This is a genomic window from Wohlfahrtiimonas sp. XWW7 (genome assembly GCF_056716055.1).
The window spans coordinates 1,135,001-1,160,977 of sequence record NZ_CP168032.1; the positions used below are offsets into that span (position 1 = coordinate 1,135,001).

A 25,977-nucleotide genomic window follows, 5' to 3' on the forward strand; every position below is an offset into this window, starting at 1 on the left:
AATATTTGAAATTCTAACCTAGGTCCATTATCTGGATCGGGGACATTGCATGGTGGGTAGTTTGACTGGGGCGGTCTCCTCCGAAAGAGTAACGGAGGAGTGCGAAGGTACCCTCAGCGCGGTCGGAAATCGCGCTTTTGAGTGCAAAAGCATAAGGGTGCTTGACTGCGAGACAGACAAGTCGAGCAGGTACGAAAGTAGGTTTTAGTGATCCGGTGGTTCTGTATGGAAAGGCCATCGCTCAACGGATAAAAGGTACTCCGGGGATAACAGGCTGATTCCGCCCAAGAGTCCATATCGACGGCGGAGTTTGGCACCTCGATGTCGACTCATCACATCCTGGGGCTGTAGTCGGTCCCAAGGGTATGGCTGTTCGCCATTTAAAGTGGTACGCGAGTTGGGTTCAGAACGTCGTGAGACAGTTCGGTCCCTATCTGCCGTGGGCGTTGGAAATTTGAAGGGAGCTTCTTCTAGTACGAGAGGACCGAAGTGGACGTATCTCTGGTGTTCCGGTTGTCATGCCAATGGCATTGCCGGGTAGCTAAATACGGACGGGATAACCGCTGAAAGCATCTAAGCGGGAAGCCCACCCTAAGATTAGATTTCCCTAGAGGTTTAACCTCTCTAAAGGTCCGTCGGAGACTACGACGTTGATAGGTTGGGTGTGTAAGTGCAGTAATGCATTGAGCTAACCAATACTAATGACCCGTGAGGCTTGACCATATAATAGGTCTCAGAATTGTAACACAATAATGTCGATATACGACGCAAGCGAAAGCTAACCAACTAAACCAAAGAATGCTGTTGCGGTGTTGATAATAACATCCAACCACCAGTTTTCCTGGAGACAATAGCGCTATGGTACCACCTGAATCCATTCCGAACTCAGAAGTGAAACGTAGCTGCGCCGATGATAGTGTGGGGCCTCCCCATGTGAAAGTAGGTCATCTCCAGGGTCTAATATGAATCGCCCACTCATTGAGTGGGCTTTTTCTTTGTGTAAAAGAAAGAAAGAAAATAGAAAAGATAATTATAATTATAATTATAATTATAATTATAATTATAATTATCGATTCCTATGAGTTCATTGCTTTGAAGAGGGTAAACCTATTCTATTGAAATGTTAAATGACATTTCTAAAGTTGTTCATTTGCAGGATATTTATTTCAATGTGCATAATATGGTAAGCGTAATTCATTAGAATATGCACATTGATTGTAATTAATATTATTGCCAATTAATATTGAGTTTAAATTCTTCTAACCATCCACGCTCTAATTCTAAATCTTGTTGAATTAATGGATGTTCTTCTAGCCAATTTTTAGGGAAGGTGAGTGTGATTATTCTTTTTTCATATGAAAAATCAAAATCTGGTAGAGGTTGAGATTCTCTACTTCGATGTAAAAGAACGGATAATCGTAGAATTAATGTCAAAGATATAGCGAAATCGGGTAAATAATCAAAGTCATCTAAATTAAAGCGTCGCTTATGATTGTATAAAATAACAGCAATAATTTTTTGATCTGTACGGCTAAAACCATCGAGATCTGCATGTTCAACTAAATAAGCACTGTGCTTATAATGACGATGATATGATATCGCAAGGCCAATTTCATGTAATAGAGATGCCCAACTTAAATAGCGTTTTGGGTTTGTTAATAATTCTGAGTTTAAATTAATTTTCTCAGCCATATAAAGAGAAGTTGCTTCGACTCGTTTAGCTTGTTCAATATTGGCACCAAAGCGATGAACTAAGCTTTCAATTGTTAAATCACGCATATCTTCTTTATGAATTCGGCCGAGTAAATCTAAAATGATGCCTTCGCGCAAAGCAGTATCAACAGGTTGTACTACATCAAGATGTAGTTTTTCCATAACGGATTTGAGGATTAATAATCCACCACATATGACTTTTGCACGCTCGGTGGATAGATCAAAGCGTCTTTCAATCGCTCGAACACTACCCAATGATAAAAGTGTTTTTAAAAGCTTTTTAAGTGCGTCGGTTGTAATATTATCATCGCCTAAGTTTTCTTGTTGAATCATTTCTTTAAGCGTTTTGATAGTTCCTGAGGCACCAAAGTTTTGGCATGGTTTGTCAATGAGGTTATGATTTAAAGGGAGTAGCTCATTATCTAGATAAAGTGATGCAGCATTCACTTGTTTTTTAGATATTTTTTCATCTGAAAAAAATTGTTTAGATAAACGGACGCAACCAATTTCAAGGCTATTTGAGCGTAAAATTTTATCTCTTTCACCCAATACCAATTCTGTACTGCCACCACCAATATCAATGACAAGAGCTTGCTGATCATGTAAGTCAACAAATTGAATCACACCTAAATAAATTAAGCGTGCTTCTTCTTTACCAGAGATAATTTCTATGGGAACACCTAAAGCAGTTTCCGCATCACGAATAAAGGATTTATCTTTTAATTGCCTTAATGTATTGGTGCCAACGACACGAATATTATGGCGATCGATTTCAGCTAAGCGCTCACCAAATTGTGCTAAGCAATTCAATGCTTTTTCACGAACTTCAGGTAACAGTTGCTTATCTTCTGTTAAACCATAAGCAAGCTGTACCATGCTTTTCATACGGTCGATTACGACTAATCGACCATTATCTTCTTGAACTATGGCTAAATGAAAACTATTAGAGCCTAAATCGACAACACCTAATATTTTTTCATCCATATAGCTTTATCCTTTATGATTGTCGTTTTGTAAAGAGATGGTTAGCTAAAGTTGCAAACTCTGCAATTGATAATTTTTCTGCACGTAAAGAAGAATCTATGCCACATGCTTCTAATTCATCTTGAGTGAATAAAGGCTTTAAAGTATTGCGTAACGTCTTACGCTTCATTGAGAAAGCACATTTCACTACCTCGAAGAAAGTTTCATCTGATTCAATGCCGTAAGGATCTTTTTCATAAGGTACCAAGCGAACAAATTGACTCATGACTTTGGGTGCAGGGTTGAAAGCAGTTGGCGGAATTGTGAGTAATGGAATGACTTGACAATAACGCTGAACCATTACGGATAATCGACCATATTCACTATCATCAGGAGTTGCGGCCATACGATCAATGACTTCTTTTTGCAGCATAAAATGCATATCTTTGATGATATCTGCAACGGCTAACAAATGAAAAATAATTGGCGTAGAGATGTTATAAGGTAAGTTGCCTACGATTCTTAACTTACGATCGTCAATTTTTAATGAATGAAAATCAACTGTTAAAACATCTTGATGAACAATCGTTAAATTGTCTAGTGTTGAAAGAATTGGGATTAAATCACGATCGAGCTCAATGACAGTCAATTCTTTAATATTGGCTAAAATAGGGCGGGTCAGAGCACCCAAACCAGGACCAATCTCGATCATACGATCATTGGGTTGAGCATGGATGCTTTGGAATAATTTGATAATTAAAGGATAGTCAACTAGAAAATTTTGACCAAAACGTTTGCGCGCCTGATGTAGGCGCACGAGTTGTAAATATTCATTCATCACTGTTATTGGCGTCTCTCGATGTATACGTCTGCTAGCATTTTATCTTGCCAAATGCTGTATTGTTGTGCAGCTTTCTTACGATAGTAATAGTCACGTGCAATGTTTTTGATTTGTGAATCATCAGGTAAACCGACTTTTTTATCTTCTACGCGGATGATGTGATAACCAAATGGTGTTTTCACAGGTTTACTGGTTTCTCCAATTTTAAGACTGAGCATTACTTTTTCAAACTCAGGCACTAATTGTCCTGGTGCAACCCAACCAATTTCACCACCATTAGCGGCCGATACGGGATCTTGTGATTGTGCTTTTGCGATATCTTCAAAGCTTTCACCCACTGCTAAACGCTCATGCAAGCGATCAATTCTAAGTTTTGCTTCTTTTTCTGTCACATCGTTATCTACGCGCACTAAAATATGGCGTACTTTTACATTAGGTGTTTTACTTTTGGAAAGTTCTTTTTTAAGTTTTTGGAACTCATCTGAGCGCATGTAGATTTCAACTTCATCATCAGTCACGCGAACTGTGCGCATCAATTGGTTGCGTAATTCTGCGGACATCATCTGCTTGCGGATGTTTTCTTTGAATTGGTTGAATGGAATACCTTGGTAGCGCAAGTACTCTTTTAAATCAGCAACAGTTGCACGATTTCTCGAGGCAATGTCACGAATAGCTTCATCTACTGCTGCATCAGGAATATTAATGCCCATATTTTGCGCAAAATTTTCCATGATTTTGCTGATGGCTAACATTTTGACGGTTTCATCTTGAATTGCTTGATCACTTAATCCAGAACCACGAAATTCAGCACGCGCTTGTGCCAATGCTGAATTGAATTCTTGACGAGTGATTGCATGTGAATCAACAACTAAGGCTACTTGATCTGTGTAACGAGCCGTTTGTGCATTTCCGATCATTGCAAGGGAAGAGAAGCATAGTAATGATAGAGGCAATAAGACCGAAAGCTTTTTACGTGCCATACAAAATCCTTCTTTTATAAGAATATTAATAAAATAAATGGTGATAATTATACTAGGAATTAAGGAATAGTAATGCAATTATTTTTTATATGCTATAAAATGACTACCTTTAGGCGTGACGACGCCTTTTTTAATCTATTTTTTATTATATTTTACAATTGCTTAATGTCATGACAGAAGAAAAACAAAACTTATTGGATACAACTGAAACAATCGAGCCAACTACTGAGATAGTTGATAATCAAGCTCAATCTAAACGTGAAAAGATGAAACAGAAGCAGCAAGCTGCTAATGAATTATTGAATCGTTTGTCAGTTGAGTATCCCAATGTATTTCCTAAAGCAGGCCAAGGGCGCGCTGTGCCTTTAGCAATTGGTATGCACAAAGTGTTGCAGCCGATTGTAGCTGAATGGGGATTTAATTCGATGACATTGCGTGCGGCAATGTTTAATTATACTCGCCAATTGCGTTATCAAAATGCTTTGCTATATGCAACGCATCGATTGAATCTTGATGGCACTCAGGCTGAAGAGATTTCTCAAGAGCAGAAAGATGCTGCAAAAGAAGAGATTGCAAAAATTGAAGCGTGGTTGGCAAAAAATAAACCTGAAAAAGCTCAGCGTTTATCTGAAAAGAAAGCTCAGTTTGCAGAAAAGAAACAACAAGCAAGAGCAGCTAAACCAAAATCAAGAAAACCTCAAGGTGATAAGCCTTTCGTTAAGAAAGAAGCAAAAGCACCACAAAATCGTAATGATCAAAAGACAGAATCTTCACCTAAAAATTTAGATGAAAAAATGCAAGGTCTTTTATCTAAGTTCAATCAGTATTAAGTTTTAAAATCAATGAAAAATATCATAGAATCAGCTTTAAACAGTGCTGTTCAACAATTGAATAGTAGTGATAATTTAAATATTCCAACTGACAAGGTTGCATCAAGCATCGAGCGAACGCGCGATGTTGCGCATGGTGATTTTGCAAGTAATTTAGCAATGATGTTGGCGCGAGAATTAAAAAGTGCACCGAGACAAATTGCTGAAAAACTCATTGCGGCATTACCAGCTAATCCGTTGATTGAGAAAGTTGAGATTGCTGGTGCTGGTTTTATGAACTTCACTTTAAGTAAGGACGCTTACTATAATGAGTTGAATGAAGTGATCTCACAACAAGCCCAATATGGCCATAACAATTCAGCTAATGGTATGAAAGTACAGGTTGAGTTCGTTTCGGCAAATCCAACAGGGCCTTTGCATGTTGGTCATGGTCGTGGTGCTGCTGTTGGAGATTCTTTAGCAAGAATTATGGCTGCAAATGGTTATGATGTCACTAAAGAGTTTTATTACAATGATGCAGGTGCTCAGATTGACAACTTAACCATGTCTGTGAAATCTCGCATTGATGGTGTGATGCCAGATGATGCTTCATGGCCAGCAGATGGTTATCGTGGTGATTATATCATTGAGATTGCGAATGATTTTCTAGCTAAAAAAACAGTGATTGCAGATGATCGTAGTATTGTGGCTTCTGGTGATGTGAATGATCTAGAAAATATTCGTGAGTTTGCAGTTGCATATTTGCGTCATGAGCAAGATTTAGATCTTCAAGCATTTGATGTTAAGTTTGATAACTTCTTCTTAGAATCTTCTGTATATAAAGATGGTTCTGTGGATAATGTGGTTGAAACATTAACAAAGAATGGCTTCACTTATGAAGAAGAAGGTGCGCTTTGGTTGAGAACCACTGATTTTGGTGATGATAAAGATCGTGTCATGCGCAAAAAAGAAGGTGGTTATACTTACTTTGTGCCAGATTTAGCCTATCACCGTAATAAATGGGAGCGTGGTTTTAAGCGCGTTGTCAATGAGCAAGGTGCGGATCATCATGGAACAATTGCGCGCGTAAGAGCTGGGCTTCAAGCTTTAAATGTAGGCATTCCAAAAGGTTGGCCAGATTATGTATTGCACCAGATGGTTTTGGTGATGCGTGATGGGCAAGAAGTTAAAATCTCTAAACGTGCTGGTAGCTATGTAACTTTACGTGATTTGATTGATGAAGTAGGTAAAGATGCAACACGTTATTTCTTAGTTGCACGTAAGCCAGATTCGCAATTACAGTTTGATATCGATTTAGCGCGTAGCCAATCATCAGAAAATCCTGTTTACTACATTCAGTATGCGCATGCGAGAATTTGTTCATTGTTGGATGAGCGTAGTAAAATGGCTGAATTTGATGTTGAAACGGCGCAAGCAAATATTAAACGCTTAGATAGTAGTTTGGATTATGACGTTATGCGTGTAATTTCTCGTTTTCCAGAGATGGTGGTTTCAGCAAATAATAATAATGCACCACATTTAATTGCGGCATATTTACAAGAATTAGCAGGATCAGTGCATAGTTATTACAATGCTAAAGATGAAAATGGTAAGGCAATTCGTATTTTGACAGATGATCAAGCGTTGCAAGATGCTAAATTGTATTTGTTATCATCTGCAAAGCAAGTCATTGCAAATGGTTTATCATTATTAGGATTATCTGCGCCTAATAAAATGTAATTTATAGGCTCTATGGCAAAAAAATATTTCCAAGCAAAAAAGCAAAAGAATCCTCTTGCGAAGAAGCACCCCCATTCTAAGAAGAATCGTTTAGCGACGTTTGCTCTTGTGGGGGTTGTTGTTTTGATTGGAGGTTTGTGGTTTGTTGGTTTTGTTGGTGGATTTGATGAAAAGCTACCTGAGATTAAACCAGAAAAAAAAGATGTCAAAGTTAAGGAGTCTCATCCTAAAAGAGTAGTAAAGCCAATTGCAGATGATGAGTTTAAAGGTGCAAAAGAGTACAATTTTTATACTCAATTAGAAGAACGGTTGCTGGTTTTAGATGGTGAAGAGAAGTTTGGTGGAATCGCATTAGAAAATGTGAATGAGCCGCCTAAATTAAATTTAGAGAGTTTATCTCAAAAATCACAAGAATCACCAGTGAAAACAGTTGTTAAGCAAGACAATATTGTCATGCCTCCATTGGTTTTAGAAAGTGGTCAGCAGGCTACTTCAATGAAAAAGGCCGCTTCGAGTAGTCGTATTCTGCAAGTGGGTAGTTTTGGTTCTAATCAAGATGCTCAAAGACATCAAGCGTTATTAGCAAAATATGGTTTTTCAGCAAAAATTCTACACAGTAAAAATAATGCTCAAAAAGATATTTACCGAGTTCGCATCGGTGGATTTTCACAACAAGAAATAGGTGCTGTTAAAAAGCGATTGGATACATTGGGCATTAGTTATTTTGAAGTAAAATAAAAGCCTAGGATGAGATTTTAGTGGAAATCTAGTATAGTAACTGTCAGTTTTTAAGTAAGGAATAAGTTATGGCACGTGGAATTAATAAGGTTATTTTATTAGGTCATTTGGGTAGAGATCCTGAAGTCAAATATATGCCTAACGGAAATGCTGTTGCAAATATTACAATTGCAACATCAGAAAGTTGGAGAGATAAAAATACAGGACAGCAACAAGATAGAACCGAATGGCATCGTGTTGTAATTTTTGGTAAATTGGCCGAAATTGCTGGTCAATACTTAAAAAAAGGTTCGCTAGTTTATATTGAAGGTCAATTACAAACTCGTAAATGGACAGATCAGTCTGGTCAAGATCGTTACACAACAGAAATTGTTGTCAATATGCAAGGTACAATGCAAATGTTGGACCGTAAAGGCGCTAATGACAATAGTGGTGATTTTGGTGGTTCTCAAGATTATGGATATCAAGGTCAACAGCAGCAACCTCAGATGCAACAGTCTTATAATAATCAAGGCTCTCAAAATTATCAGCAATCAAAGAATAATGCTCAACAGCCTGCGCAACAAGCTGCGCCAACATTTGATGATTTTGATGACGATATTCCATTCTAAATTTAGAGTGTTTGTGTGAAAAATAAAAGCCCTCTAAATGAGGGTTTTTTTATGAAAAAATAGATAATTTTTATAATCTGTAGATAAAAAGCAAAAAAATCTACATCTTTGGAATTATTGGTTTATAGATTGTAGGTGCTGTTATATAATTGCGCACTGGAAAAATTAGGAGAATGCACATGATTAAAAAAGAAGAAACGATAGTTGAACATCATGGTACTCGCCACAAGGAATATGCGGTTATTCTTGCGGTTGTCGTTATTGTATTTGATCTAATTTTTCGACGAACAACTTCGACGCCATTTTTATTTTTAATTAACTTTATTTCTTTGGGTGCTATTTTGTACAGTGCATTCAGTGTCGTAAGGCATGCGGATGTTTTTGCTCATAGATTGGGTGAGCCTTACGGTTCATTGATTTTGAGCCTATCAGTTGTGATTCTAGAAGTGAGTTTAATTACTGCGGTGATGACGTCAGGTGGAACTGCTGCGGAAAATGGCGGTGTGAGTCCTTATGCAACGTTAATGAGAGATACATTATATTCGCTGATTATGTTGGTAACGAGTGGGTTTGTTGGTGTTTCGTTATTATTAGGTGGTCGTAAATTTAGAACACAGCATGTTAATTTAGCAGGTGTAACACAATATTTAACAGGGATAATTCCTTTGGTTTTTGTTGTGTTGATTTTACCAAGTATGTTGCCCTCTGGTACATATTCTACAGGGCAGTTATTTACAGTTGCATTTTTGTCCGCAGCATTATATGCGGTGTTTTTGATTATCCAAACGAAAACTCATCAGAATTTATTCATCTATGAGCATGAGGATCAGGATGAGGATCATGAAGGTGTGCCTTCACCGAGATCTAATTTATGGCACGGCGTATGGTTGATTGTGCATTTAGTTTCAGTTGTTGCGATCACAAAAGTTGATTCTATGCCGTTGGAGACATTATTAGGTAACTTAAATGCTCCTCACGCATTGACGGGATTGATTGTGGCGATTTTGATTTTTGCCCCAGAAGGTTTGGGTGCTATTCGTGCGGTTTTGAATAATGATCTTCAGCGCGCGATTAATATGTATTTTGGCTCAGTTTTGGCGACAATTTCATTAACTGTACCTGCGGTAGTTATTATTGCAGTATTGACTAATACGCCAATTATATTGGGTTTAGAAAAAGTTGATATGATGTTGTTGGTGGGGATTTTTATCTTATGTCAGGCAACGTTTGCAAGTGGTCGCACGAATCAAGTGGATGGGGTTGCTCATCTAGTGATTTTCGGTGCATATATTATGATGGTATTAACTTGATAAATGATTTATGAAATATCTGTTCAATAATTTTTATATAATGAATGGCTAATAAAAAAGCGATCTAATTTAGATCGCTTTTTTTGTCTTTAGATGATCATTGAAACACAATGATTAAGCATCTTTGGAAGCGCGAGCAAAGCGCTTACGGTCATTTTCCGTTAAGTATTTTTTACGCAAACGGATAGATTTTGGTGTTACTTCTACTAATTCATCATCATCAATGAATTCAATAGCTTGTTCCAATGTCATACGAATTGGCGGCGTTAATGTCAAAGCTTCATCTGTACCAGATGCACGCATGTTTGTTAACTGTTTAGCCTTCAATGGGTTGACAGTTAAGTCATTGTCACGTGAGTGAATACCGATTAATTGGCCTTCATATACTTCTTCAGCATGACCAATGAATAAACGGCCACGATCTTGTAAATTGAACAATGAGTAAGCAGATGCTTTGCCAGTGCCAATTGAGATCAATACACCATTCAAACGCTGACCAACTTCGCCTTTTTTGAAAGGACCATAATGATCATAGTTGTGGAACATTAAGCCAGTACCGCTTGTTAATGTCATAAATTCAGTTTGGAAGCCGATTAAACCACGTGATGGAATAATGTATTCAATACGAATACGGCCTTTACCATCTGGAACCATATTGGTTAATTCACCAAAGCGAATCCCCATCTGTTCCATGATTTTACCTTGGTGATCTTCTTCGATATCAAATGTCAAAGTTTCATAAGGTTCTAATTTTACGCCGTTTTCCTCTCTGAAGATTACTTCAGGGCGGCCAACTGCCATTTCAAAGCCTTCACGGCGCATTGTTTCGATTAAAATGGATAGATGAAGTTCTCCGCGACCAGAAATCTTGAAACGATCTGGATCTTCTGTATCTTCAACACGCAATGCTACGTTGTGTAATAATTCTTTTTCCAAGCGCTCTTTGATTTGGCGAGAAGTAACGAATTTACCTTCTTTGCCTGCAAATGGAGAAGTATTAACTTGTACAGACATGGATACTGTTGGCTCATCGACTGTCAAAGGTGGCAATGCTTCTGGTGTGGCAGGATCACATAGAGTATCCGAGATAAATAATGGATCAATACCTGTAAAACAAATAATGTCACCAGCTTGTGCTGATTCAAATTCAATACGATCTAAGCCATGGAAGCCTAAGATTTTTTGAATTTTACCATTACGTTTTTTGCCTTCACGGTCAATAATCGTTACTTGTGAATTGGTTTTGATTTGACCGCGTTGAATACGACCCACGCCGATTAAGCCAACATAAGAGTTGTAATCTAATGATGAAACTTGTAATTGGAAGGGGGCATCAATTTCGACGTTTGGAGCATCTACATGTTTAACGATTGCTTCAAATAATGCTGTCATATCACCTTCGCGAACATCTGGTGTATTACCAGCAAAGCCGCTTAAACCTGAGGCATAGATTACAGGGAAGTCTAATTGTTCTTCTGTTGCACCTAATTTGTCAAACAAATCGAAAGTTTGATCTAGAACCCAATCAGGGCGAGCGCCAGGGCGATCGATTTTATTGATCACAACGATTGGCTTAAAGCCCATAGCAAAAGCTTTTTGTGTTACGAAGCGTGTTTGAGGCATTGGGCCTTCAACAGCATCTACTAATAACAATACTGAATCAACCATTGACAATACACGTTCAACCTCGCCGCCGAAGTCAGCATGTCCAGGTGTATCCACGATGTTGATGCGGTAATCATTCCAGTTGATAGCAGTATTTTTAGCTAAGATTGTAATGCCGCGTTCTTTTTCGATAGCACCAGAATCCATAACACGATCAGCAACTTGTGCTCTTGGATCAAATGTTCCAGATTGTTTAAGAAGTTGGTTTACGAGTGTAGTTTTGCCATGGTCAACATGGGCAATAATCGCAATATTGCGTAATTTTTCGATCACTTGAGTAAGTCCTTATTCAGTGAATAGTTAGAAAAAAAGAGACCGCACATTTTAGCATATTTTCTGATCAATCTGTCAATTTTTCAACGATATGTAAAGAAGAATAAATCTCTGTGTATTTGCTATAAAGCCAATTTAAAGCATGCTATCCTTATGGTGCTCGATGACGTTTTTTACTTGTTGATAATAGAATTCCCAACAAAGGAGTTAATCATGGATGAAGAGTAGAGCGTGAATGCAAAAAATGGTTTTATTGAAATTAAAAAAGCCTCATAAGAAATTATGAGGCTTTAGAAACGATTTAATTCAATATAAATATTGTATTAGTATAAGCGTTTACGATTGATTGAATCACGCATGATACGCTTATAATGGCGTTTCTGAGCAGCAGCAGCCTTGCGCTTACGCTCTTGCGTTGGTTTTTCATAGAATTCACGTGCACGAACGTCTGCAATTACGCCAGCTTTTTCACAAGCACGCTTAAAACGACGCAGAGCAACGTCAAAAGGTTCATTATCACGAATCTTGACGGAAGGCATTAAACATCACCCCAATTTAATAAAGTAAGATATAAAAACATTTTTTGTAATTAAATTTACAAAAAACACCAAGTCAAAAATTATACACTAATTTCTTGTAAAGTAAAAAGTCTTATTAATTATGACATCTATTTACTCGGAATTTACGTTTTCTTGAATTCTTTTGCGTTGAAAAACCTACAATAATCACGATTATATCAATTCAATATTTAAAATAATTAGGGAGTCTATTTTATGAAAAATGGTTGGATGAAAAGTATGCAAATAGGTGTGACTGCATCATTATTGATGGTCCATGTTGTTGTTGCACAAACATTACCCGATTGGAGTGATCTATTTGAAAAAAATAAATCGTCTGTTGTCAGTATCACAGTGAAGGGCAAAGAGGAAGTACGAAATATGCAAGGCTTTCCTTTTTTTGATGAAAATGATCCATTCCAGTTCTTTTTTGGTGAGCCTCGTCAGCGCCCACAGCAAAAACCGCGTGAGCGAGTGATTCAAGGTGGTGGTTCGGGATTTATTGTTGATAAGGAAGGTATCATTGTCACGAATGCCCATGTTGTGGGGAAGGCTGATGAAATTTTAGTGCAATTAGCAGATCGCCGAGAATTACCAGCGAAGTTGATTGGTAAAGATGATCGTTCGGACGTTGCTGTATTACAAATTGATGCTCAAAATCTACCTGCGGTAAAAATTGCTAATGTCAACGATCTAAAAGTTGGGCAATGGGTAATGGCTGTAGGTTCACCATTTGGATTGGATTACACCGCAACGCAAGGTATTATCAGCTCATTAGGTCGTAATTTGCCCAATGATAATTATACGCCTTTCATTCAAACTGATGCTGCTGTGAATCCTGGGAACTCAGGTGGTCCATTGTTTAATACGAAAGGTGAAGTCATTGGCATTAATTCGCAAATCTACACAAGTACAGGTAGTTATGCAGGTGTGAGCTTTGCGATTCCTATTGATTTAGCAATGGATGTCGTGGATCAATTGAAAGCTAATGGTAAAGTTGTGCGTGGTTGGTTGGGCGTGCAAATTCAGGATGTGAATGCTGATTTAGCTAAAACTTTTAAGCTAGATAAACCGCAGGGTGCATTGGTCGCAAGTATTGTGCCAAATGGTCCAGCATCAAAATCTGACTTGAAAGTGGGAGATTTAATTTTGTCATTTAATGGTAAAGCGATCAAAACATCTAGTGAATTACCCGTTTTGGTTAGCCGAGCAAAAGTGAATGAAAAGGCTGATTTAGAAATTTTACGCAATGGTAAGAAACAAACCATTCAAGTTGAGATTAAAGCGATTGATGGAGAGCAATTAGTTAGTCAATCACAGGATGCAACAAATAATCGTTTAGGCTTAGTTGTTGAAGAAATGCCAAAAGATAGCCTTCAAAAAGGTGTTGTTGTGAGCTTGGTGGTAGATGGTCCTGCGGGTGAGGTGGGCATTCGTAGGGGGGACATTATCGCGCAAATCAACGGTGAAGATATAACTTCTTTAGCTGATTTTAATAAATTTGTCACAAGATTGAAATCAGGGGATGTTGTACGTTTACTGGTTCAGCGTGGTGCCAATTCTTACTTTGTAGCTGTGCCAATTAAAGATCATCAAAAATAATATTGGTTTGAAATAGCCCCGCAAGGGGCTTTTTTGTTGTTTATAATAATCCATTTAACCTATTTGAGGTATGATTATGGCTAAAGCAAAAATTGACAAAACCAATGCGATGCGTTTGTTGGATCAATTAAAATTAGACTATGAAGCTTTGAGTTATCCTTGTTCAGGTGATGAGGTTTTAGGTGGTGTTGAAGTTGCAGAGTTAATCGATGAATCGGCCTCTGTGGTTTTTAAAACTTTGGTAACTCATAGCGATAATAAAGATTATGTTGTGGCAGTGATTCCAAGTGATGAGCATTTGTCTTTGAAAAAACTTGCGAAAGTCAGTGGTCATAAGAAAATAGAGATGATTCCTGTTGCAAAAATTGAATCTCTGACTGGTTATATTCGTGGTGGTTGTTCGCCCATTAAAATGAAAAAAACTTTTCCAACATTTATTTCCGATAAAGCTAGAGATTTGCCATATATCATTATTTCAGCAGGAAAACGTGGTGCTCAAATCAAGATTTCTCCAGAAAATCTACAGAAAGCAGTTCGTTACCAATTTGCAGATATCTCAGATCTAGAAGCAGTTTTAGAGTGATTTATGGTATGATCGCTTCTTTTTATTTTATTTATTTTTTAGGATTTTGAGCAACTATGGCAAAGCGTAGACAAAAATTTTCACAAGAACCATTTGAAGTGGCAATTACTGACATCACACATGATGGACGCGGTGTTGCACATGTGGATGGAAAAGTTGTGTTTGTGCATGGTGCTCTGCCAGATGAAGTTGTGATGGCTCAATATGTAAAATCACGCAAAGATTATGATGAAGCTAAGACTGTTAATGTGATTAAAGCTTCGGAAGATCGCGTTGAGCCAATTTGCGAATCATTTGGTACTTGCGGAGGTTGTTCACTCCAACATTTGAATCCTGAAAAACAGATCTATTTTAAAGCGAAACAATTGGCATCTAACTTAAGAAAACAAGCCAAATTAGATTTCGATGTGGATGCTCAAATTCCTGCATTACGTTCACCGAGCGAGCATTATCGTTTTAAAGGACGTTTAGGTGTTAAATATGTTGCGAAAAAAGAGAAAGTTTTAGTAGGTTTTCGTGAAAAATTTGCGCCTTTCATTGTAGATATGGATCGTTGTCCTGTTTTAGAAGCGCGTGTGGGCGATTTATTACCACAGTTATCAGAATTAATTGGTAATTTAACTTTGCTGGATAAAATTCCACAAATTGAATTGGCGATTGGTTCAGATCAAGTGGCTTTGAGTTTCCGTGTTTTAGAAGAACCAACAGAAGATGATTTGGCAAAATTAAAAGCTTTTGGTGTTGAGCACAATATTCTAATTTATCTTCAGCCTAAAAATGAAGCGTCCACATATTTATTGAGCGAAGTGGAAGATACTGAAGATTTATTGAATTATCGTTTAATGGATCGTTTAACGATGGCATTTAAGCCCTATCACTTTACGCAAGTAAATCCTGTGATCAACGAACAGATGATTGCACAAGCATTGAAATTATTGAATATTCAAAAAGATGAAAAAGTTTTGGATTTATTCTGTGGTTTGGGTAATTTCACTTTGCCATTGGCATTGGAAGCAGGTTCTGTGATTGGTGTTGAAGGTGACAAGAGTTTAACAGAATGGGCGGCTAAAAATGCAGCGCGTAATGGTTTGAATAATGTTGAATTCTATTGCACAGATTTAACACAGAATCAAGATGATGCTGATTGGATGCAGTTGAAATATGATGCGATTTTGGTGGATCCACCAAGATCAGGTGCATTAGAAATGATGGCTTATTTAGGTAAGTTAGCCCCGAAACGTATTTTGTATGTTTCATGCCATCCTGCGACTTTGGCGCGCGATTTGGCTGAATTGGTTCAGTATGGTTACGAAGTAACAGATGCTGGTGTGATGGATATGTTCCCGCATACTGCGCATGTTGAATCTATGGCTTTATTGGTTAAAAAGGATTAAAAATGACGATTCAGGCAATTGGCTTTGATTTGGATGGTACGCTCGTTGATAGCGGGCAAGGTTTGGCGGATACAATTGATACAATGTGCGAGCGATTAGGTTTGGCGCAACCAGGCAAAGCAATAGTTACAACGTGGGTTGGTAATGGCATGGAGGTACTATTGGACCGTGCTTTAGCTTGGGCAAATGTTACTGTAACACCAGAATATCGAGAAAAGGCGAGAGCAATTTTGGTGGAATGTTATCAAAATGAGTTGTTATCAGGCAGCCCGTTGTTTCCTGAAGTCAAAGAAACTCTAGAAAAATTGCACTCAGAAGATCTTCAATTGGTCTTAATCACTAATAAGCCTTCCCGATTTGTCCCTGATTTAATGAATTATATTGGCATTAGTCATTTATTTACAATGATGTTAGGCGCGGATGATTCAGTGAAGATTAAGCCGCATCCAACCCCGATTTTTAAAGTGTTAGGTGAATTGGGTGTTACGCAGTCAGAATTTGTTTTTGTGGGTGATTCCCGCAATGATATTTTGGCTGCCAAAAATGCAGGCGTTAAGTCTATTGCATTAACCTATGGTTACAATTATGGTGAGCCGATTGAAAATGAATCACCTGATTATGTGATTAATAATTTTTCTGAAATATTATCTATAATTGATCAATTAAAGGATTAATATGAGTTTTAAAAATTTATTAGTTTATCGATTTGAAGAGCCAATTAAAGAGAGCTTAGAAACGGTTGAAGAAAAATTATCAGAAAAACCGTTAACAGCATGTTTAACACAAGAATTGGAAAGTATTGGTTGGTTGCCTGTATTTAAAGAAGGTAAGCAATATGTGGAAAAAATTAATAATGCGTTATTTTTTCGTTTAGGCATTGAGCAGAAAATTCTACCGAACTCTGCTGTCAAAACGGCGGTCGAAAAGAAAATTGAAGAGAAAGAGTTAAAGCATGTGAGTCGTTCAGAGATGAAAGAGTTGCATGAAATCGTAACGAATGAATTATTGCCCAATGCTTTGGTGAATCGCAACTCTATCATGGCATATATTGATCTCGAGAAAAATTGGCTAGTTGTGGATGCGAGTTCCACTAAAAAAGCCTCTGTTTTAACGAGCCATTTGCGTAAAACTTTAGGAAGTTTGCCGATTGTGCCATTTGTGCCTGAAAATTCCGTGAATGCGGCATTGACGCATTGGGCATTGCATGGCATTCAATCTGATGTTTTATCTTTATTAGATGAGATTGAGTTAAAAGAGCTCAAGGATGAAGGCGGTAATGCTAAGTTTAAAGGTGTTGCCATGGATTCCAAAGAGGTTCAAGATCCATTGAAGGATGGATGGCAAGTGACAAAAGTGATGCTAGAGTATGATGAACAAATGTCGTTTTCAATGTCAGGCGATTTTATTTTTAAGCGTTTAAAGTTCTTGGAGCGTTTTGAAGAGAGCTTAGAAACTGAAGATGATCCAATATTGCAAATACAGGCTGAATTATATCTCGCGATAGATCTATATCGTCGTGTGATTCAAAATGTTTATGATCTTACAAATAGCGCAAAATAGTATTCAATTAATAGGTTAACAATGTCTGAAAAAAAATATACCGCAAGTTCCATTGAAGTTTTAACGGGCTTAGATCCTGTTAAAAAACGACCAGGCATGTATACAGATACAACAAGGCCAAATCATTTGCTGCAAGAGGTGATTGATAACTCTGTGGATGAGGCATTGGCTGGGTTTGCGGATCATATCGTTATCACTTTATATAAAGATGGTTCTTATGGTGTGCGCGATAATGGCCGTGGTATGCCAGTGGATATTCATCCTGAGCATGGTGTTAGTGGTGTTGAATTAATTTTAACGAAATTGCATGCAGGTGGTAAATTCAATCAAGATGTCTATCACTATTCTGGTGGTTTACATGGCGTTGGTGTTTCTGTTGTAAATGCATTATCAGAGCGCTTAGAAGTCACAGTGATTCAGCAAGGTTTTCAGTATAAGATTATCTTTGCAAATGGTGATTGTGTCGAAACTTTAACAAAAGAACCATATCGTAATAAAAAAGATCAAGGCACAGAAGTTAGATTTTGGCCCAATGCTTCGTATTTTGATTATGATAAAGTGGCGAAAAGTAAGTTGATCCCACTTCTAAAGGCTAAAGCGTTATTGGCAGCAGGATTAAAAATTTCGTTGATTGATGAAACTTTGCCAGAAGGATCAGAAGATGCATGTTTAGAATGGTTCTTTCAAGGTGGTATTACTGAATATGTGGAAGATCAATTAAGTAATGAAGAGATTGTCCCTGTTGCACCGATTATTGGTGAATTTACAGGTGAAACGGAAGAATTTACATGGGGATTGGCTTGGAATAAGGAAGGTTCACCATTAATGATGGAAAGCTATACAAACTTGATTCCTACAACTCAAGGTGGTACGCACGTTAATGGTTTAAAAAATGGTTTAACAGAATCTATTCGAGAGTTTTGTGAACAGCGTAACTTATTGCCAAGAAATTTAAAAATTACACCCGAAGATGTGATGCATAATTTAAATTTTCTATTGTCTTTAAAAATGGTGGAGCCTCAGTTTGCAAGTCAAACAAAAGAGCGTTTGAGTTCTCGTCATATCGCTAATATTGTCGCAGCAGCTATGAAAGACTTTTTCACTTTGTGGTTGAATAAGCATGTGGAAGATGGTCTGGAAATTGTGACGTTGATCATTGAAAATGCCAATGCTCGTGTGAAATCATCCAAAGCTGTTGTGCGTAAGAAAATATCTCAAGGCCCTAAATTGCCAGGGAAGTTGGCGGATTGCATTAGCAATGATGTCAATTTAACAGAGTTGTTTTTAGTGGAAGGTGATTCTGCAGGTGGTTCTGCAAAGCAGGCACGAGACAAAGAAGTGCAGGCAATTATGGCGCTCCGAGGAAAAATTTTAAATACATGGGAAGTTGATTCGAGCCAAATTTTATCTTCACAGGAGATCAATGACATCTCTATTGCGATCGGTGTTGATCCAGGTAATGAAAACTTAGATGGTTTACGTTATGGTAAAGTGTGTATATTAGCCGATGCTGACTCTGATGGCTTACATATTGCAACATTGTTATGTGCTTTATTTTTAAGACATTTTAGGCCTTTAGTTGAAGGTGGACATATTTTTGTCGCAGTTCCACCCCTTTATCGTGTGGATATTGGGAAAGAAATATATTATGCTTTAGACGAGTATGAAAAAAACGAGATAATAAAAAAATATAGCAATAGTCGAAAACAAATTTCTGTTACGCGTTTTAAAGGGCTTGGTGAAATGAATCCGATTCAGCTTCGTGAAACAACAATGTCACAAGATACAAGACGATTAGTTCAGTTAACTATTGATGACTCTGATATAAATCAAGTGTTTGATCGTTTGTTGAATAAAAAAATGAGCACTAAGCGTAAAGAATGGATTGAAATTCAAGAGTTTAATGAGTTGGTTGTGTAAATTTATAAATTGATTTTATAAATCGCAGCTAGTAAACTTGCGAGATTAATTCTATAAAAATTAATTGAGGATAATAATTATGGCTAAAAAGCCCAGCGTGAGTATCGGAATAGATATTGGATCTTATTCTATAAAAATTGCTGAAGTTCAGAAGAAAGGTAGAGACTATATTCTAACGCGTGGACTAGTTTTCAATTGTGAGGGCGATTGGAAAGATGGCCTACCAACAGAAGTGGATGTCGCAGGTATCAGTTTAAATAAGGCAGTTGCTGCATTTGGTGGATTAAAAGAGGCGACAATGGCTATTCCGACATCTGTTGCAATGGTGCGCTCTGTGCCTATGGAATCCAAGTTGAAATCCGATGAGTTATGGAAAACCATTGAGGCGAACGTTTCTCAGTATTTTCCTTTTTCTGCTGAAGAAGTTTTTATAGATTTTATCCCAATTAAACCATCTACAACCTTAGAAGGTCATACAGATATTCTTATTGTTGCAGCACAAAAAGAGTTCGTCAATCAACGTGAAATCTGCGCGGATATTGCAGGTGTTAAAGTTTCTGCCATCGATATTAATGTATATGGGCTTTTAGATTTGTTGCATATGCAAGATGCTTTCAATGGCTTATCTGATTATGATGCAGTGATGATGTTTGATATTGGTTTGTATCAATCAAGCTTGAATGTTATTACAGGTGATCAATCCGTTTATGTACGTGATGTTCCAATTGGTGGCGAACGACTAACGCAAATTATTGCTGAAAAGAAAGGTATCACTTTGGCGGATGCGGAAAAGCTGAAATTAAGTGGAGCACCTGATATTGCAGAAAGTATTGAGCAATTTGTCTCAGAAATGAATATACAATTACAGTCAGCAATTGATGTTTATATTTCTAATAATCCTCAAATTACGTTACATGCAATGTATGTTGTCGGTGCAACGGCATGTTACTCAGAAATTGAACAAGCTTTTAAAACACAGTTGAATGATTTGGATGTGATTACATTGTCACCTGATACATTGTTAGATGTGGATGATAAAGTCTATTCAAAATTAAATGAGGCGAGCATTAATAGTTTAACGACTGCAACAGGTTTAGCTGTGAGAGGATTATTATAATGATAGTAAAAATAAACTTATTGCCTTGGCGTGAAGAGCTGAAGATTCAAGAAGAAAATAAAGTTAAAAGAATCTTGGCTTTGAGCTGCTTATTTGGTGCCTTGTTAGCAGGAGCTTTGCTCTTTTTAGTGCAAGAGGAACTCAATTCTCGTCAAGTTAGAATGAATATTATCAATGCGGAATTTACGCAGTTAGGTAATGTTGAAGCTCAAATGAACGAGCGTAAAGCTCAAACAGAGCGCCTTAAACAGCAATTAGATATCTTGCAGAAACTATCGGCCCAGCGTTCAGAAGTTGTGAGTTTGATGGAGAAGTTTTCATCGGTTACACCACAAGATGCTTTCATTATTTCTTTAGCATTCAGTATGAATCAGATCAGCTTTAATGCCTTGGCAAAAGATAGAGATGTTTTGGCTGTCCATTTGGATAGTTTGGATAATTATATTGGACCCGCTCCTATCCCTCCTCACTTGGAAGTATTGATGGATGGCAATCGCGTTGTATCTTATAGCGTTGAAGTTGATCCGAGTAAATCAAAAAAGGATGCTAAATAATGAATATTAATTTTGATTTTAATGAATTATTTACAATCGAATATTTGGCAAAACAACCAGCGTGGTTGCGTGCTATTGTTTTTGTAGGTAGTGCAATTGCAACATTTTTGATTGTATTTTTTGCAGCATTTAAATATTTCGATTATTCAGCTCAGTTTCAAGCGCAAAAAGATAATGAAGATAAAAAGCTGAAAGAGTTGGCTTCAAAATTGGAGTTTAAAGCATTAGCAGATCGTTATTTGGCAGAGATTGAACAAGTTAACCAGTTATTGGCTGAGGTTAGAAAAAAATTACCACGCGATTTGAACGCGGCTAATTTTATTGAGCAATTGAACTTAAATGCAGTCAGAGCGGGTATTGATGTGAAAAAATCTATTCCGTTGCCACCAGTGACGGAAGGCTTTTATACTAAAATTCCTGTAAGAATTGATGGGTGTGCAACTTATGATCAAATCGGTCAATTTGTTGCTAATTTATCAGAAATTGAACGAATCATTACATTGGATAATTTTGGTTTAAATAGTTATGTGCCAACTAGTCAGTTACCAACAGGATTACAAACAATTAAAAGTGTGAACAATGTAACAATTCCAACCTTTGATTGTGGTGCATCTGGCCGACAGGCTTTCTCTGCTATGATTGCTACATACAAATATAATTCATAGGAGAAATTAGAATGAATAAGAAAATAATGATGAGCATTGTTGTTTCTTCTGTGTTGTTGCAAGGGTGTATTGATCAATTTGAAAGATCTGTACCTGTTGAAGAACGAATCATGGAGACTAAACAATCAGTGTCGCAACGCGTGCGTTCAATCAAGATTGAGAGTGTTGCGAACCAAATTAGCTTAGGTGATACGACTTTATTCTATCTACAACAGGGTAGAGATCCATTTGTAGCTACAGGCTTTTTTGAAGGCATTTTTAATTATGGTGATTTTAAAGGTCCTACAAATTCAATTGTCCGTTTAAAAGCTGATCCTTCTAGGCCAAAAGGTTATAAGCCAGGGCCTTTCGAGCGATATGAATTGGGTGGCGTTTCTATGATTGGCGTAATGTCATTGGCAAACGGTGAAACTGCTGCTTTGATTGATGTTGGTCAAAATAAGATTATGATGTTGAAAAAAGGCGACTATATTGGTCGTGATTTCGGTATCGTGACAGAGATTACGGAAAAGTCGGTGATCATCGATGAAAAATTTGGTTCGGTGAATAAAGATGATCCTGATGCTTGGGTTGTTGTCCCTAACAAAATAGATTTGAAAATAAAATAATTGGAGAATATTTATGAGATCAATACAGCACATCAAAGGCTATCAGCTAGGCGTTATCTCTTTAGCGATGTCTTGCTTAATGTTGACAGCAGCAAATGCACAGCGTTTAACCGCTTTAGAATCTGTAACACTAGCAAATGGTGATGTAGAGTTACGTTATCATTTTGATAAAAATATTTCTGCTCCAAAATCATTTTATTTAGATGAGAAAGATCTTTTAGTTGTAGACTTTCCTTCAACTGGCTTAAATCAGGTATTGAAAAGTAGAAGTATTAATAATAATGTTGTGAAAGATATTAGTAATCTTTATGCTAATAATAAAGTACGCTCTACAGTTCAGTTGAAATCGAATACAGCATATTCTTTGACGAATAAAGGTAAAGAAGTTGTTGTGACATTGTCATCAAAGAATCCTTATGCGGTGAGTCAGCCAGCATGGGATAACTCGGTGCAATCTAATGTTGCAAATGTAGAGGTTCAGCAGCCAACATCTAAAGATGTGGGGTTTTATCGTAACTCTCAAGGTGCAGGTGTTGTTGAGGTATTTTTGCCTAACGATAAAGCACAAGTACAATTAGTGGATGAGCAAACACGTGGATTAACGTTATCCGTTCCTGGTTCCGCATGGAATCCTGCGCAGGTTCGTCGCATTGAAGTGACGGATTTCGCAACACCTGTTTCAGCATTAGAAGTGATCAATAATAATGGTACTGCGAGTGTGAAGATTCGTACACAAGCAAACTATGAATATAGCAGCCAGCAAATCGGTTCGAAGTATCAATTAATCATTAAGCCTAAAAAACAAGTGGTACAAACGGCGAAGAGTGCTTTGGGTGATAAAGATGTTTTTACGGGTGATTTAATCAGTATTAACTTCCAAGATATTGATGTTCGTGCAATTTTACAGATTATTGCTGACTTTACAGGCTTGAATATTGTTGTAAGTGATAGTGTGAATAGTCGCATTACGATTCGCTTACAAAATGTACCTTGGGATCAAGCTCTAGATGTGGTATTGCGTTCAAAAGGTTTAGTTAAGCAACAAAGCGGTAATGTTGTTTATATCATGCCTGCAAGCGAAGCAAGAACATTGGATCCTGATTTGATCACAGAAATCATTCAAATTAACAATGCTAAAGCTCCTGAGATTGCAGAGGTATTGTCTTCAACTAAAGCGGGGAATGATGATAATCGTCGTAATCAATCCACAGGTATTTCTCAGCATGGTATGTTGACAGTCGATCCTAATCAAAACTTATTAATTGTTCGTGATACTCCAGAGCAAATGAAGATTATTCGTGAATTAATCACTCGTTTAGATAAACCACTTCGTCAAGTTGTTATCAAGGCGCAAATTGTTGCTACAACGGATAATTTTACTCGTGAATTAGGTGTGAAGTGGGGGTTGAATGGTTCTAATGGTGGTGCATGGCAGCAGGATGGAGGATTAGGAGGAATTGTTCCTGGTACTTTACCAACAGGAGGACCTCGTCCAAGTTCTGGTAGTAATATGTGGGGTGGTGGTCAAGCTGATTTAAGTATTGCTGGTACTAGTGTTATGGGATTGAGTATTTTGCGTAAAAACTTTGCTGCTGTTTTAGAGTTACAAGCAATGCAAACAGATGGTAAAGGTGAGGTTCTTGCAAGTCCTACTTTAATGACTACAGATAGACAAGAAGCTTATATTAATGAAGGTTCTCAAGTCGCTTATACAACTGTGAGTGATAATGGAACGAATACAGAGTTTAAAGATGTATTAATGGAGCTTAAAGTAACACCAAGTATTACACCTGATGATAATATCATTATGGATATTCATATTAAAAAGGATGATGTTGATCCTAAAGCATTACAAGGTAGTGAATTACCTATTAAAAAGCGTGAAATAAAAACTCAGGCAATTGTAAAAGATGGTGAAACTGTTGTATTGGGTGGTATCTATACGGTAGAAACTTCTACTGAAGTATCTAAAGTACCATTTTTAGGTGATTTACCTTTTGTAGGTAATTTGTTTAAAAATAATAAAAATCGAAATGATAAAGCAGAATTGGTGATTTTCCTAACACCAAATATTGTTAAATAACTATTGCTTCTTGCAGTAAAACGATAGAAACTATTGATCATGAATATGATCAATAGTTTTTTTTTAGTGGGGCCGATGGGCGTTGGTAAAACAACGATTGGGCGATTATTGGCTGAAAAATTGCAATATGCATTCATTGACAGCGATGTTTGGATTGAGCAAAGCATGAATCAATCAATTCCATCAATATTTGATTCTTTAGGCGAGAATGTCTTTAGAGATATAGAGTCTGAAGCAATCGACGGATTAACTATGCAGCGTCACGTTGTATTATCCACGGGCGGTGGCGCTATTTTGCGAGATGTTAATCGTCAAAGATTAAAAGAGCGAGGCACTGTTGTTTTTTTGGACTTATCGCCTGAAAAGATTTTTGAGCGCATTCAAGGGGATAAAAATCGTCCACTTTTGCAAACTGATAATCCTTTAGCCACAATGCAAGCCATTTATAGTGTTAGAAAATCATTATATTTAGACTCAGCTCATTACCATTTATTCATCGAAGATAGAACTCCTGAGGAGATTTCTGATCTTTTAGTGTGTCTGTATAATGATGCAGAACATTTTTCATCCGATTGGTGTCAACCTTTAAAGAAATAGAATATGAAAGTTATAGATATTGAATTAGAAGATCGCTCTTATCCCATTTATATTTCATCTACAAACCAATTTGTGGATCGTTTAGAAGAAAAAGTACGAGGCGATAATGTTTTAATCGTTTCCAACTCAACCATTGCACCATTGTATATGGAATATGTTGCTGGGCTTTTGCCGAATAAGCAGGTTGAAACTTTGGTTTTAGATGATGGAGAAATTTTTAAAAATATTGATTCTTTACAAAAAATTATCACTAAACTATTAACCTTAAAATATACACGATCAGCAACTTTGATAGCATTAGGCGGCGGTGTGATTGGTGACTTGACAGGTTTTGCGGCAAGTATTTATCAGCGCGGCATCGATTTCATTCAATTCCCAACAAGTTTATTAGCACAAGTGGATAGTTCTGTGGGTGGAAAAACAGCAATTAATCATCCATTGGGCAAAAATATGATTGGTACATTTTACCAGCCCAAGGCTGTTTTTATTAATGTAGATGTATTAGATACATTGCCAAGACGAGAATTTATCAGTGGTTTGGCTGAAGTGATTAAATATGGTTTGATTCGTGATCAAGCTTTCTTTTATTGGTTGAAAGAGAATAAAGATACGATTTTAATGCGCGATAAAAATGCCATAAAAGAGTTGGTTGCACGTTCTTGTCAAAATAAAAAAGAAATTGTGATGGAAGATGAATTTGAGCAAGGCAATCGTGCTTTATTGAACTTAGGTCATACTTTTGGTCATGCCATTGAAAAAAATATGGGTTATAAAGGCATTTTACATGGCGAAGCCGTAGCTGTTGGTATGCGCATGGCAGCAATTGTTTCGACAAAAATGGGTTTGATGAGATTAGAGCAGCAAATTGAAGTTGAAGAAACTTTAAAAGCATTCTTATTGCCCATTACAATGAAGCAACAATTTACATTTGAAGAGATGTGGGAAGCGATGTTGTTGGATAAGAAAAATACTTCAACAGATATTCGCTATATTTTATTATCAGATATCGGCCGTGGTGTAGTGACTGGAGATGTGCCAAAAGAGTATATTCAGGAAGCTTTTGAAACGACAATGATAAAGGGTGAATAATAACT

Annotated in this window: 23 protein-coding genes and 2 rRNA genes (1 of these 25 running past the window's edge); 20 read left to right on the forward strand and 5 right to left on the reverse strand. The window is 37.1% G+C overall.

From position 1 onward, the window contains the following. Both ACA100_RS05495 and rrf read left to right on the forward strand, forming a co-directional pair. Positions 1-723, forward strand: a 23S ribosomal RNA gene (locus ACA100_RS05495) (it extends 2,186 nt beyond the left edge of the window). 117 nt (positions 724-840) lie between these two features. Then, positions 841-956, forward strand: a 5S ribosomal RNA gene (gene rrf / locus ACA100_RS05500). Between the two features lie 271 nt (positions 957-1,227). Here the strand turns inward: rrf and ACA100_RS05505 are convergent. Genes ACA100_RS05505 through ACA100_RS05515 form a run of 3 tightly spaced genes read right to left on the reverse strand, consistent with a single transcriptional unit; the run spans position 1,228 to position 4,497 of the window. Then, positions 1,228-2,697 carry a Ppx/GppA phosphatase family protein gene (locus ACA100_RS05505; protein WP_481078964.1) on the reverse strand — a complete coding sequence of 490 codons (1,470 nt, stop codon included), beginning with the start codon at positions 2,695-2,697 and terminating at the stop codon, positions 1,228-1,230. A 13-nt stretch (positions 2,698-2,710) separates the two neighbouring features. After that, entirely contained in the window at positions 2,711-3,514 is an 804-nt protein-coding gene (gene rsmA / locus ACA100_RS05510; protein ID WP_481079106.1) for a 16S rRNA (adenine(1518)-N(6)/adenine(1519)-N(6))-dimethyltransferase RsmA, read from the reverse strand. Between the two features lie 5 nt (positions 3,515-3,519). Beyond that, a complete protein-coding gene (locus ACA100_RS05515) occupies positions 3,520-4,497 on the reverse strand; it encodes a peptidylprolyl isomerase (protein ID WP_481078965.1) in 978 nt (325 codons plus the stop codon). Between the two features lie 170 nt (positions 4,498-4,667). Here ACA100_RS05515 and ACA100_RS05520 point away from each other — a divergent pair, with 170 nt between their 5' ends. The 5 genes from ACA100_RS05520 to ACA100_RS05540 all read left to right on the forward strand — a co-directional run bounded on the left by ACA100_RS05520 (position 4,668) and on the right by ACA100_RS05540 (position 9,705). After that, the gene (locus ACA100_RS05520) at positions 4,668-5,327 is read left to right on the forward strand and encodes a ProQ/FINO family protein (protein WP_481078966.1); all 660 of its coding nucleotides are present in this window, start codon (positions 4,668-4,670) and stop codon (positions 5,325-5,327) included. 12 nt (positions 5,328-5,339) lie between these two features. Then, positions 5,340-7,046 carry an arginine--tRNA ligase gene (gene argS / locus ACA100_RS05525; RefSeq protein ID WP_481078967.1) on the forward strand — a complete coding sequence of 569 codons (1,707 nt, stop codon included), beginning with the start codon at positions 5,340-5,342 and terminating at the stop codon, positions 7,044-7,046. Positions 7,047-7,058: 12 nt separating this feature from the next. Then, positions 7,059-7,784 carry an SPOR domain-containing protein gene (locus ACA100_RS05530; protein ID WP_481078968.1) on the forward strand — a complete coding sequence of 242 codons (726 nt, stop codon included), beginning with the start codon at positions 7,059-7,061 and terminating at the stop codon, positions 7,782-7,784. 68 nt (positions 7,785-7,852) lie between these two features. Then, positions 7,853-8,395: a single-stranded DNA-binding protein gene (gene ssb, locus ACA100_RS05535; RefSeq protein ID WP_481078969.1), complete on the forward strand. Its 543-nt coding sequence runs from the start codon at positions 7,853-7,855 to the stop codon at positions 8,393-8,395. A 179-nt stretch (positions 8,396-8,574) separates the two neighbouring features. Continuing rightward, complete coding sequence (locus tag ACA100_RS05540) at positions 8,575-9,705, forward strand: sodium-potassium/proton antiporter ChaA (protein WP_481078970.1); 1,131 nt, start codon at positions 8,575-8,577, stop codon at positions 9,703-9,705. A gap of 114 nt (positions 9,706-9,819) precedes the next feature. Here the strand turns inward: ACA100_RS05540 and typA are convergent, their stop codons facing one another. Together typA and rpsU are read right to left on the reverse strand one after the other, a co-directional pair. Continuing rightward, positions 9,820-11,643: a translational GTPase TypA gene (gene typA, locus ACA100_RS05545; RefSeq protein ID WP_481078971.1), complete on the reverse strand. Its 1,824-nt coding sequence runs from the start codon at positions 11,641-11,643 to the stop codon at positions 9,820-9,822. A 323-nt stretch (positions 11,644-11,966) separates the two neighbouring features. Then, positions 11,967-12,182 (reverse strand): 30S ribosomal protein S21, encoded by a 216-nt coding sequence (gene rpsU, locus ACA100_RS05550; protein WP_481078972.1) that lies wholly within the window; start codon positions 12,180-12,182, stop codon positions 11,967-11,969. Positions 12,183-12,416: 234 nt separating this feature from the next. On the opposite strand from rpsU, the gene ACA100_RS05555 reads away from it, so the two are divergent. The 13 genes from ACA100_RS05555 (at position 12,417) to aroB (ending at position 25,972) form a co-directional block, all read left to right on the forward strand. Beyond that, complete coding sequence (locus ACA100_RS05555) at positions 12,417-13,802, forward strand: DegQ family serine endoprotease (protein WP_481078973.1); 1,386 nt, start codon at positions 12,417-12,419, stop codon at positions 13,800-13,802. A 76-nt stretch (positions 13,803-13,878) separates the two neighbouring features. Continuing rightward, complete coding sequence (gene ybaK / locus ACA100_RS05560; protein WP_481078975.1) at positions 13,879-14,385, forward strand: Cys-tRNA(Pro) deacylase; 507 nt, start codon at positions 13,879-13,881, stop codon at positions 14,383-14,385. Positions 14,386-14,441: 56 nt separating this feature from the next. After that, positions 14,442-15,779: a 23S rRNA (uracil(1939)-C(5))-methyltransferase RlmD gene (gene rlmD, locus ACA100_RS05565; protein ID WP_481078976.1), complete on the forward strand. Its 1,338-nt coding sequence runs from the start codon at positions 14,442-14,444 to the stop codon at positions 15,777-15,779. 2 nt (positions 15,780-15,781) lie between these two features. Next, complete coding sequence (locus tag ACA100_RS05570; protein WP_481078977.1) at positions 15,782-16,453, forward strand: phosphoglycolate phosphatase; 672 nt, start codon at positions 15,782-15,784, stop codon at positions 16,451-16,453. Between the two features lies 1 nt (position 16,454). Then, on the forward strand, positions 16,455-17,339 hold the full coding sequence (locus ACA100_RS05575; RefSeq protein ID WP_481078978.1) for a recombination-associated protein RdgC: 885 nt from the start codon (positions 16,455-16,457) through the stop codon (positions 17,337-17,339). A 21-nt stretch (positions 17,340-17,360) separates the two neighbouring features. Further along, positions 17,361-19,259: a DNA topoisomerase IV subunit B gene (gene parE / locus ACA100_RS05580; RefSeq protein WP_481078979.1), complete on the forward strand. Its 1,899-nt coding sequence runs from the start codon at positions 17,361-17,363 to the stop codon at positions 19,257-19,259. A 79-nt stretch (positions 19,260-19,338) separates the two neighbouring features. Continuing rightward, complete coding sequence (pilM, locus tag ACA100_RS05585; protein WP_481078980.1) at positions 19,339-20,376, forward strand: type IV pilus assembly protein PilM; 1,038 nt, start codon at positions 19,339-19,341, stop codon at positions 20,374-20,376. Continuing rightward, entirely contained in the window at positions 20,376-20,930 is a 555-nt protein-coding gene (locus ACA100_RS05590; RefSeq protein WP_481078981.1) for a PilN domain-containing protein, read from the forward strand. The genes pilM and ACA100_RS05590 overlap by 1 nt, the downstream gene beginning before the upstream one ends. Then, the gene (locus ACA100_RS05595) at positions 20,930-21,595 is read left to right on the forward strand and encodes a type IV pilus inner membrane component PilO (protein WP_481078982.1); all 666 of its coding nucleotides are present in this window, start codon (positions 20,930-20,932) and stop codon (positions 21,593-21,595) included. The genes ACA100_RS05590 and ACA100_RS05595 overlap by 1 nt, the downstream gene beginning before the upstream one ends. Positions 21,596-21,606: 11 nt before the next feature. Then, positions 21,607-22,203: a pilus assembly protein PilP gene (locus tag ACA100_RS05600; RefSeq protein WP_481078983.1), complete on the forward strand. Its 597-nt coding sequence runs from the start codon at positions 21,607-21,609 to the stop codon at positions 22,201-22,203. A 13-nt stretch (positions 22,204-22,216) separates the two neighbouring features. Continuing rightward, entirely contained in the window at positions 22,217-24,286 is a 2,070-nt protein-coding gene (locus ACA100_RS05605) for a type IV pilus secretin PilQ (RefSeq protein WP_481078984.1), read from the forward strand. A gap of 45 nt (positions 24,287-24,331) precedes the next feature. Next, a complete protein-coding gene (locus tag ACA100_RS05610) occupies positions 24,332-24,883 on the forward strand; it encodes a shikimate kinase (protein ID WP_481078985.1) in 552 nt (183 codons plus the stop codon). A 3-nt stretch (positions 24,884-24,886) separates the two neighbouring features. Next, positions 24,887-25,972: a 3-dehydroquinate synthase gene (aroB, locus tag ACA100_RS05615; RefSeq protein WP_481078986.1), complete on the forward strand. Its 1,086-nt coding sequence runs from the start codon at positions 24,887-24,889 to the stop codon at positions 25,970-25,972. The last annotated feature ends 5 nt before the right edge of the window (positions 25,973-25,977 follow it).

What these genes read in the sequence shown, in the direction of transcription:
- ACA100_RS05505 (WP_481078964.1), bottom strand. Translation starts at nt 2,697, where the DNA reads ATGGATGAAAAAATATTAGGTGTTGTCGATTTAGGCTCTAATAGTTTT.
- rsmA (WP_481079106.1), bottom strand. Translation starts at nt 3,514, where the DNA reads ATGAATGAATATTTACAACTCGTGCGCCTACATCAGGCGCGCAAACGT.
- ACA100_RS05515 (WP_481078965.1), bottom strand. Translation starts at nt 4,497, where the DNA reads ATGGCACGTAAAAAGCTTTCGGTCTTATTGCCTCTATCATTACTATGC.
- ACA100_RS05520 (WP_481078966.1), top strand. Translation starts at nt 4,668, where the DNA reads ATGACAGAAGAAAAACAAAACTTATTGGATACAACTGAAACAATCGAG.
- argS (WP_481078967.1), top strand. Translation starts at nt 5,340, where the DNA reads ATGAAAAATATCATAGAATCAGCTTTAAACAGTGCTGTTCAACAATTG.
- ACA100_RS05530 (WP_481078968.1), top strand. Translation starts at nt 7,059, where the DNA reads ATGGCAAAAAAATATTTCCAAGCAAAAAAGCAAAAGAATCCTCTTGCG.
- ssb (WP_481078969.1), top strand. Translation starts at nt 7,853, where the DNA reads ATGGCACGTGGAATTAATAAGGTTATTTTATTAGGTCATTTGGGTAGA.
- ACA100_RS05540 (WP_481078970.1), top strand. Translation starts at nt 8,575, where the DNA reads ATGATTAAAAAAGAAGAAACGATAGTTGAACATCATGGTACTCGCCAC.
- rpsU (WP_481078972.1), bottom strand. Translation starts at nt 12,182, where the DNA reads ATGCCTTCCGTCAAGATTCGTGATAATGAACCTTTTGACGTTGCTCTG.
- ACA100_RS05555 (WP_481078973.1), top strand. Translation starts at nt 12,417, where the DNA reads ATGAAAAATGGTTGGATGAAAAGTATGCAAATAGGTGTGACTGCATCA.
- ybaK (WP_481078975.1), top strand. Translation starts at nt 13,879, where the DNA reads ATGGCTAAAGCAAAAATTGACAAAACCAATGCGATGCGTTTGTTGGAT.
- rlmD (WP_481078976.1), top strand. Translation starts at nt 14,442, where the DNA reads ATGGCAAAGCGTAGACAAAAATTTTCACAAGAACCATTTGAAGTGGCA.
- ACA100_RS05570 (WP_481078977.1), top strand. Translation starts at nt 15,782, where the DNA reads ATGACGATTCAGGCAATTGGCTTTGATTTGGATGGTACGCTCGTTGAT.
- ACA100_RS05575 (WP_481078978.1), top strand. Translation starts at nt 16,455, where the DNA reads ATGAGTTTTAAAAATTTATTAGTTTATCGATTTGAAGAGCCAATTAAA.
- parE (WP_481078979.1), top strand. Translation starts at nt 17,361, where the DNA reads ATGTCTGAAAAAAAATATACCGCAAGTTCCATTGAAGTTTTAACGGGC.
- pilM (WP_481078980.1), top strand. Translation starts at nt 19,339, where the DNA reads ATGGCTAAAAAGCCCAGCGTGAGTATCGGAATAGATATTGGATCTTAT.
- ACA100_RS05590 (WP_481078981.1), top strand. Translation starts at nt 20,376, where the DNA reads ATGATAGTAAAAATAAACTTATTGCCTTGGCGTGAAGAGCTGAAGATT.
- ACA100_RS05595 (WP_481078982.1), top strand. Translation starts at nt 20,930, where the DNA reads ATGAATATTAATTTTGATTTTAATGAATTATTTACAATCGAATATTTG.
- ACA100_RS05600 (WP_481078983.1), top strand. Translation starts at nt 21,607, where the DNA reads ATGAATAAGAAAATAATGATGAGCATTGTTGTTTCTTCTGTGTTGTTG.
- ACA100_RS05605 (WP_481078984.1), top strand. Translation starts at nt 22,217, where the DNA reads ATGAGATCAATACAGCACATCAAAGGCTATCAGCTAGGCGTTATCTCT.
- ACA100_RS05610 (WP_481078985.1), top strand. Translation starts at nt 24,332, where the DNA reads ATGATCAATAGTTTTTTTTTAGTGGGGCCGATGGGCGTTGGTAAAACA.
- aroB (WP_481078986.1), top strand. Translation starts at nt 24,887, where the DNA reads ATGAAAGTTATAGATATTGAATTAGAAGATCGCTCTTATCCCATTTAT.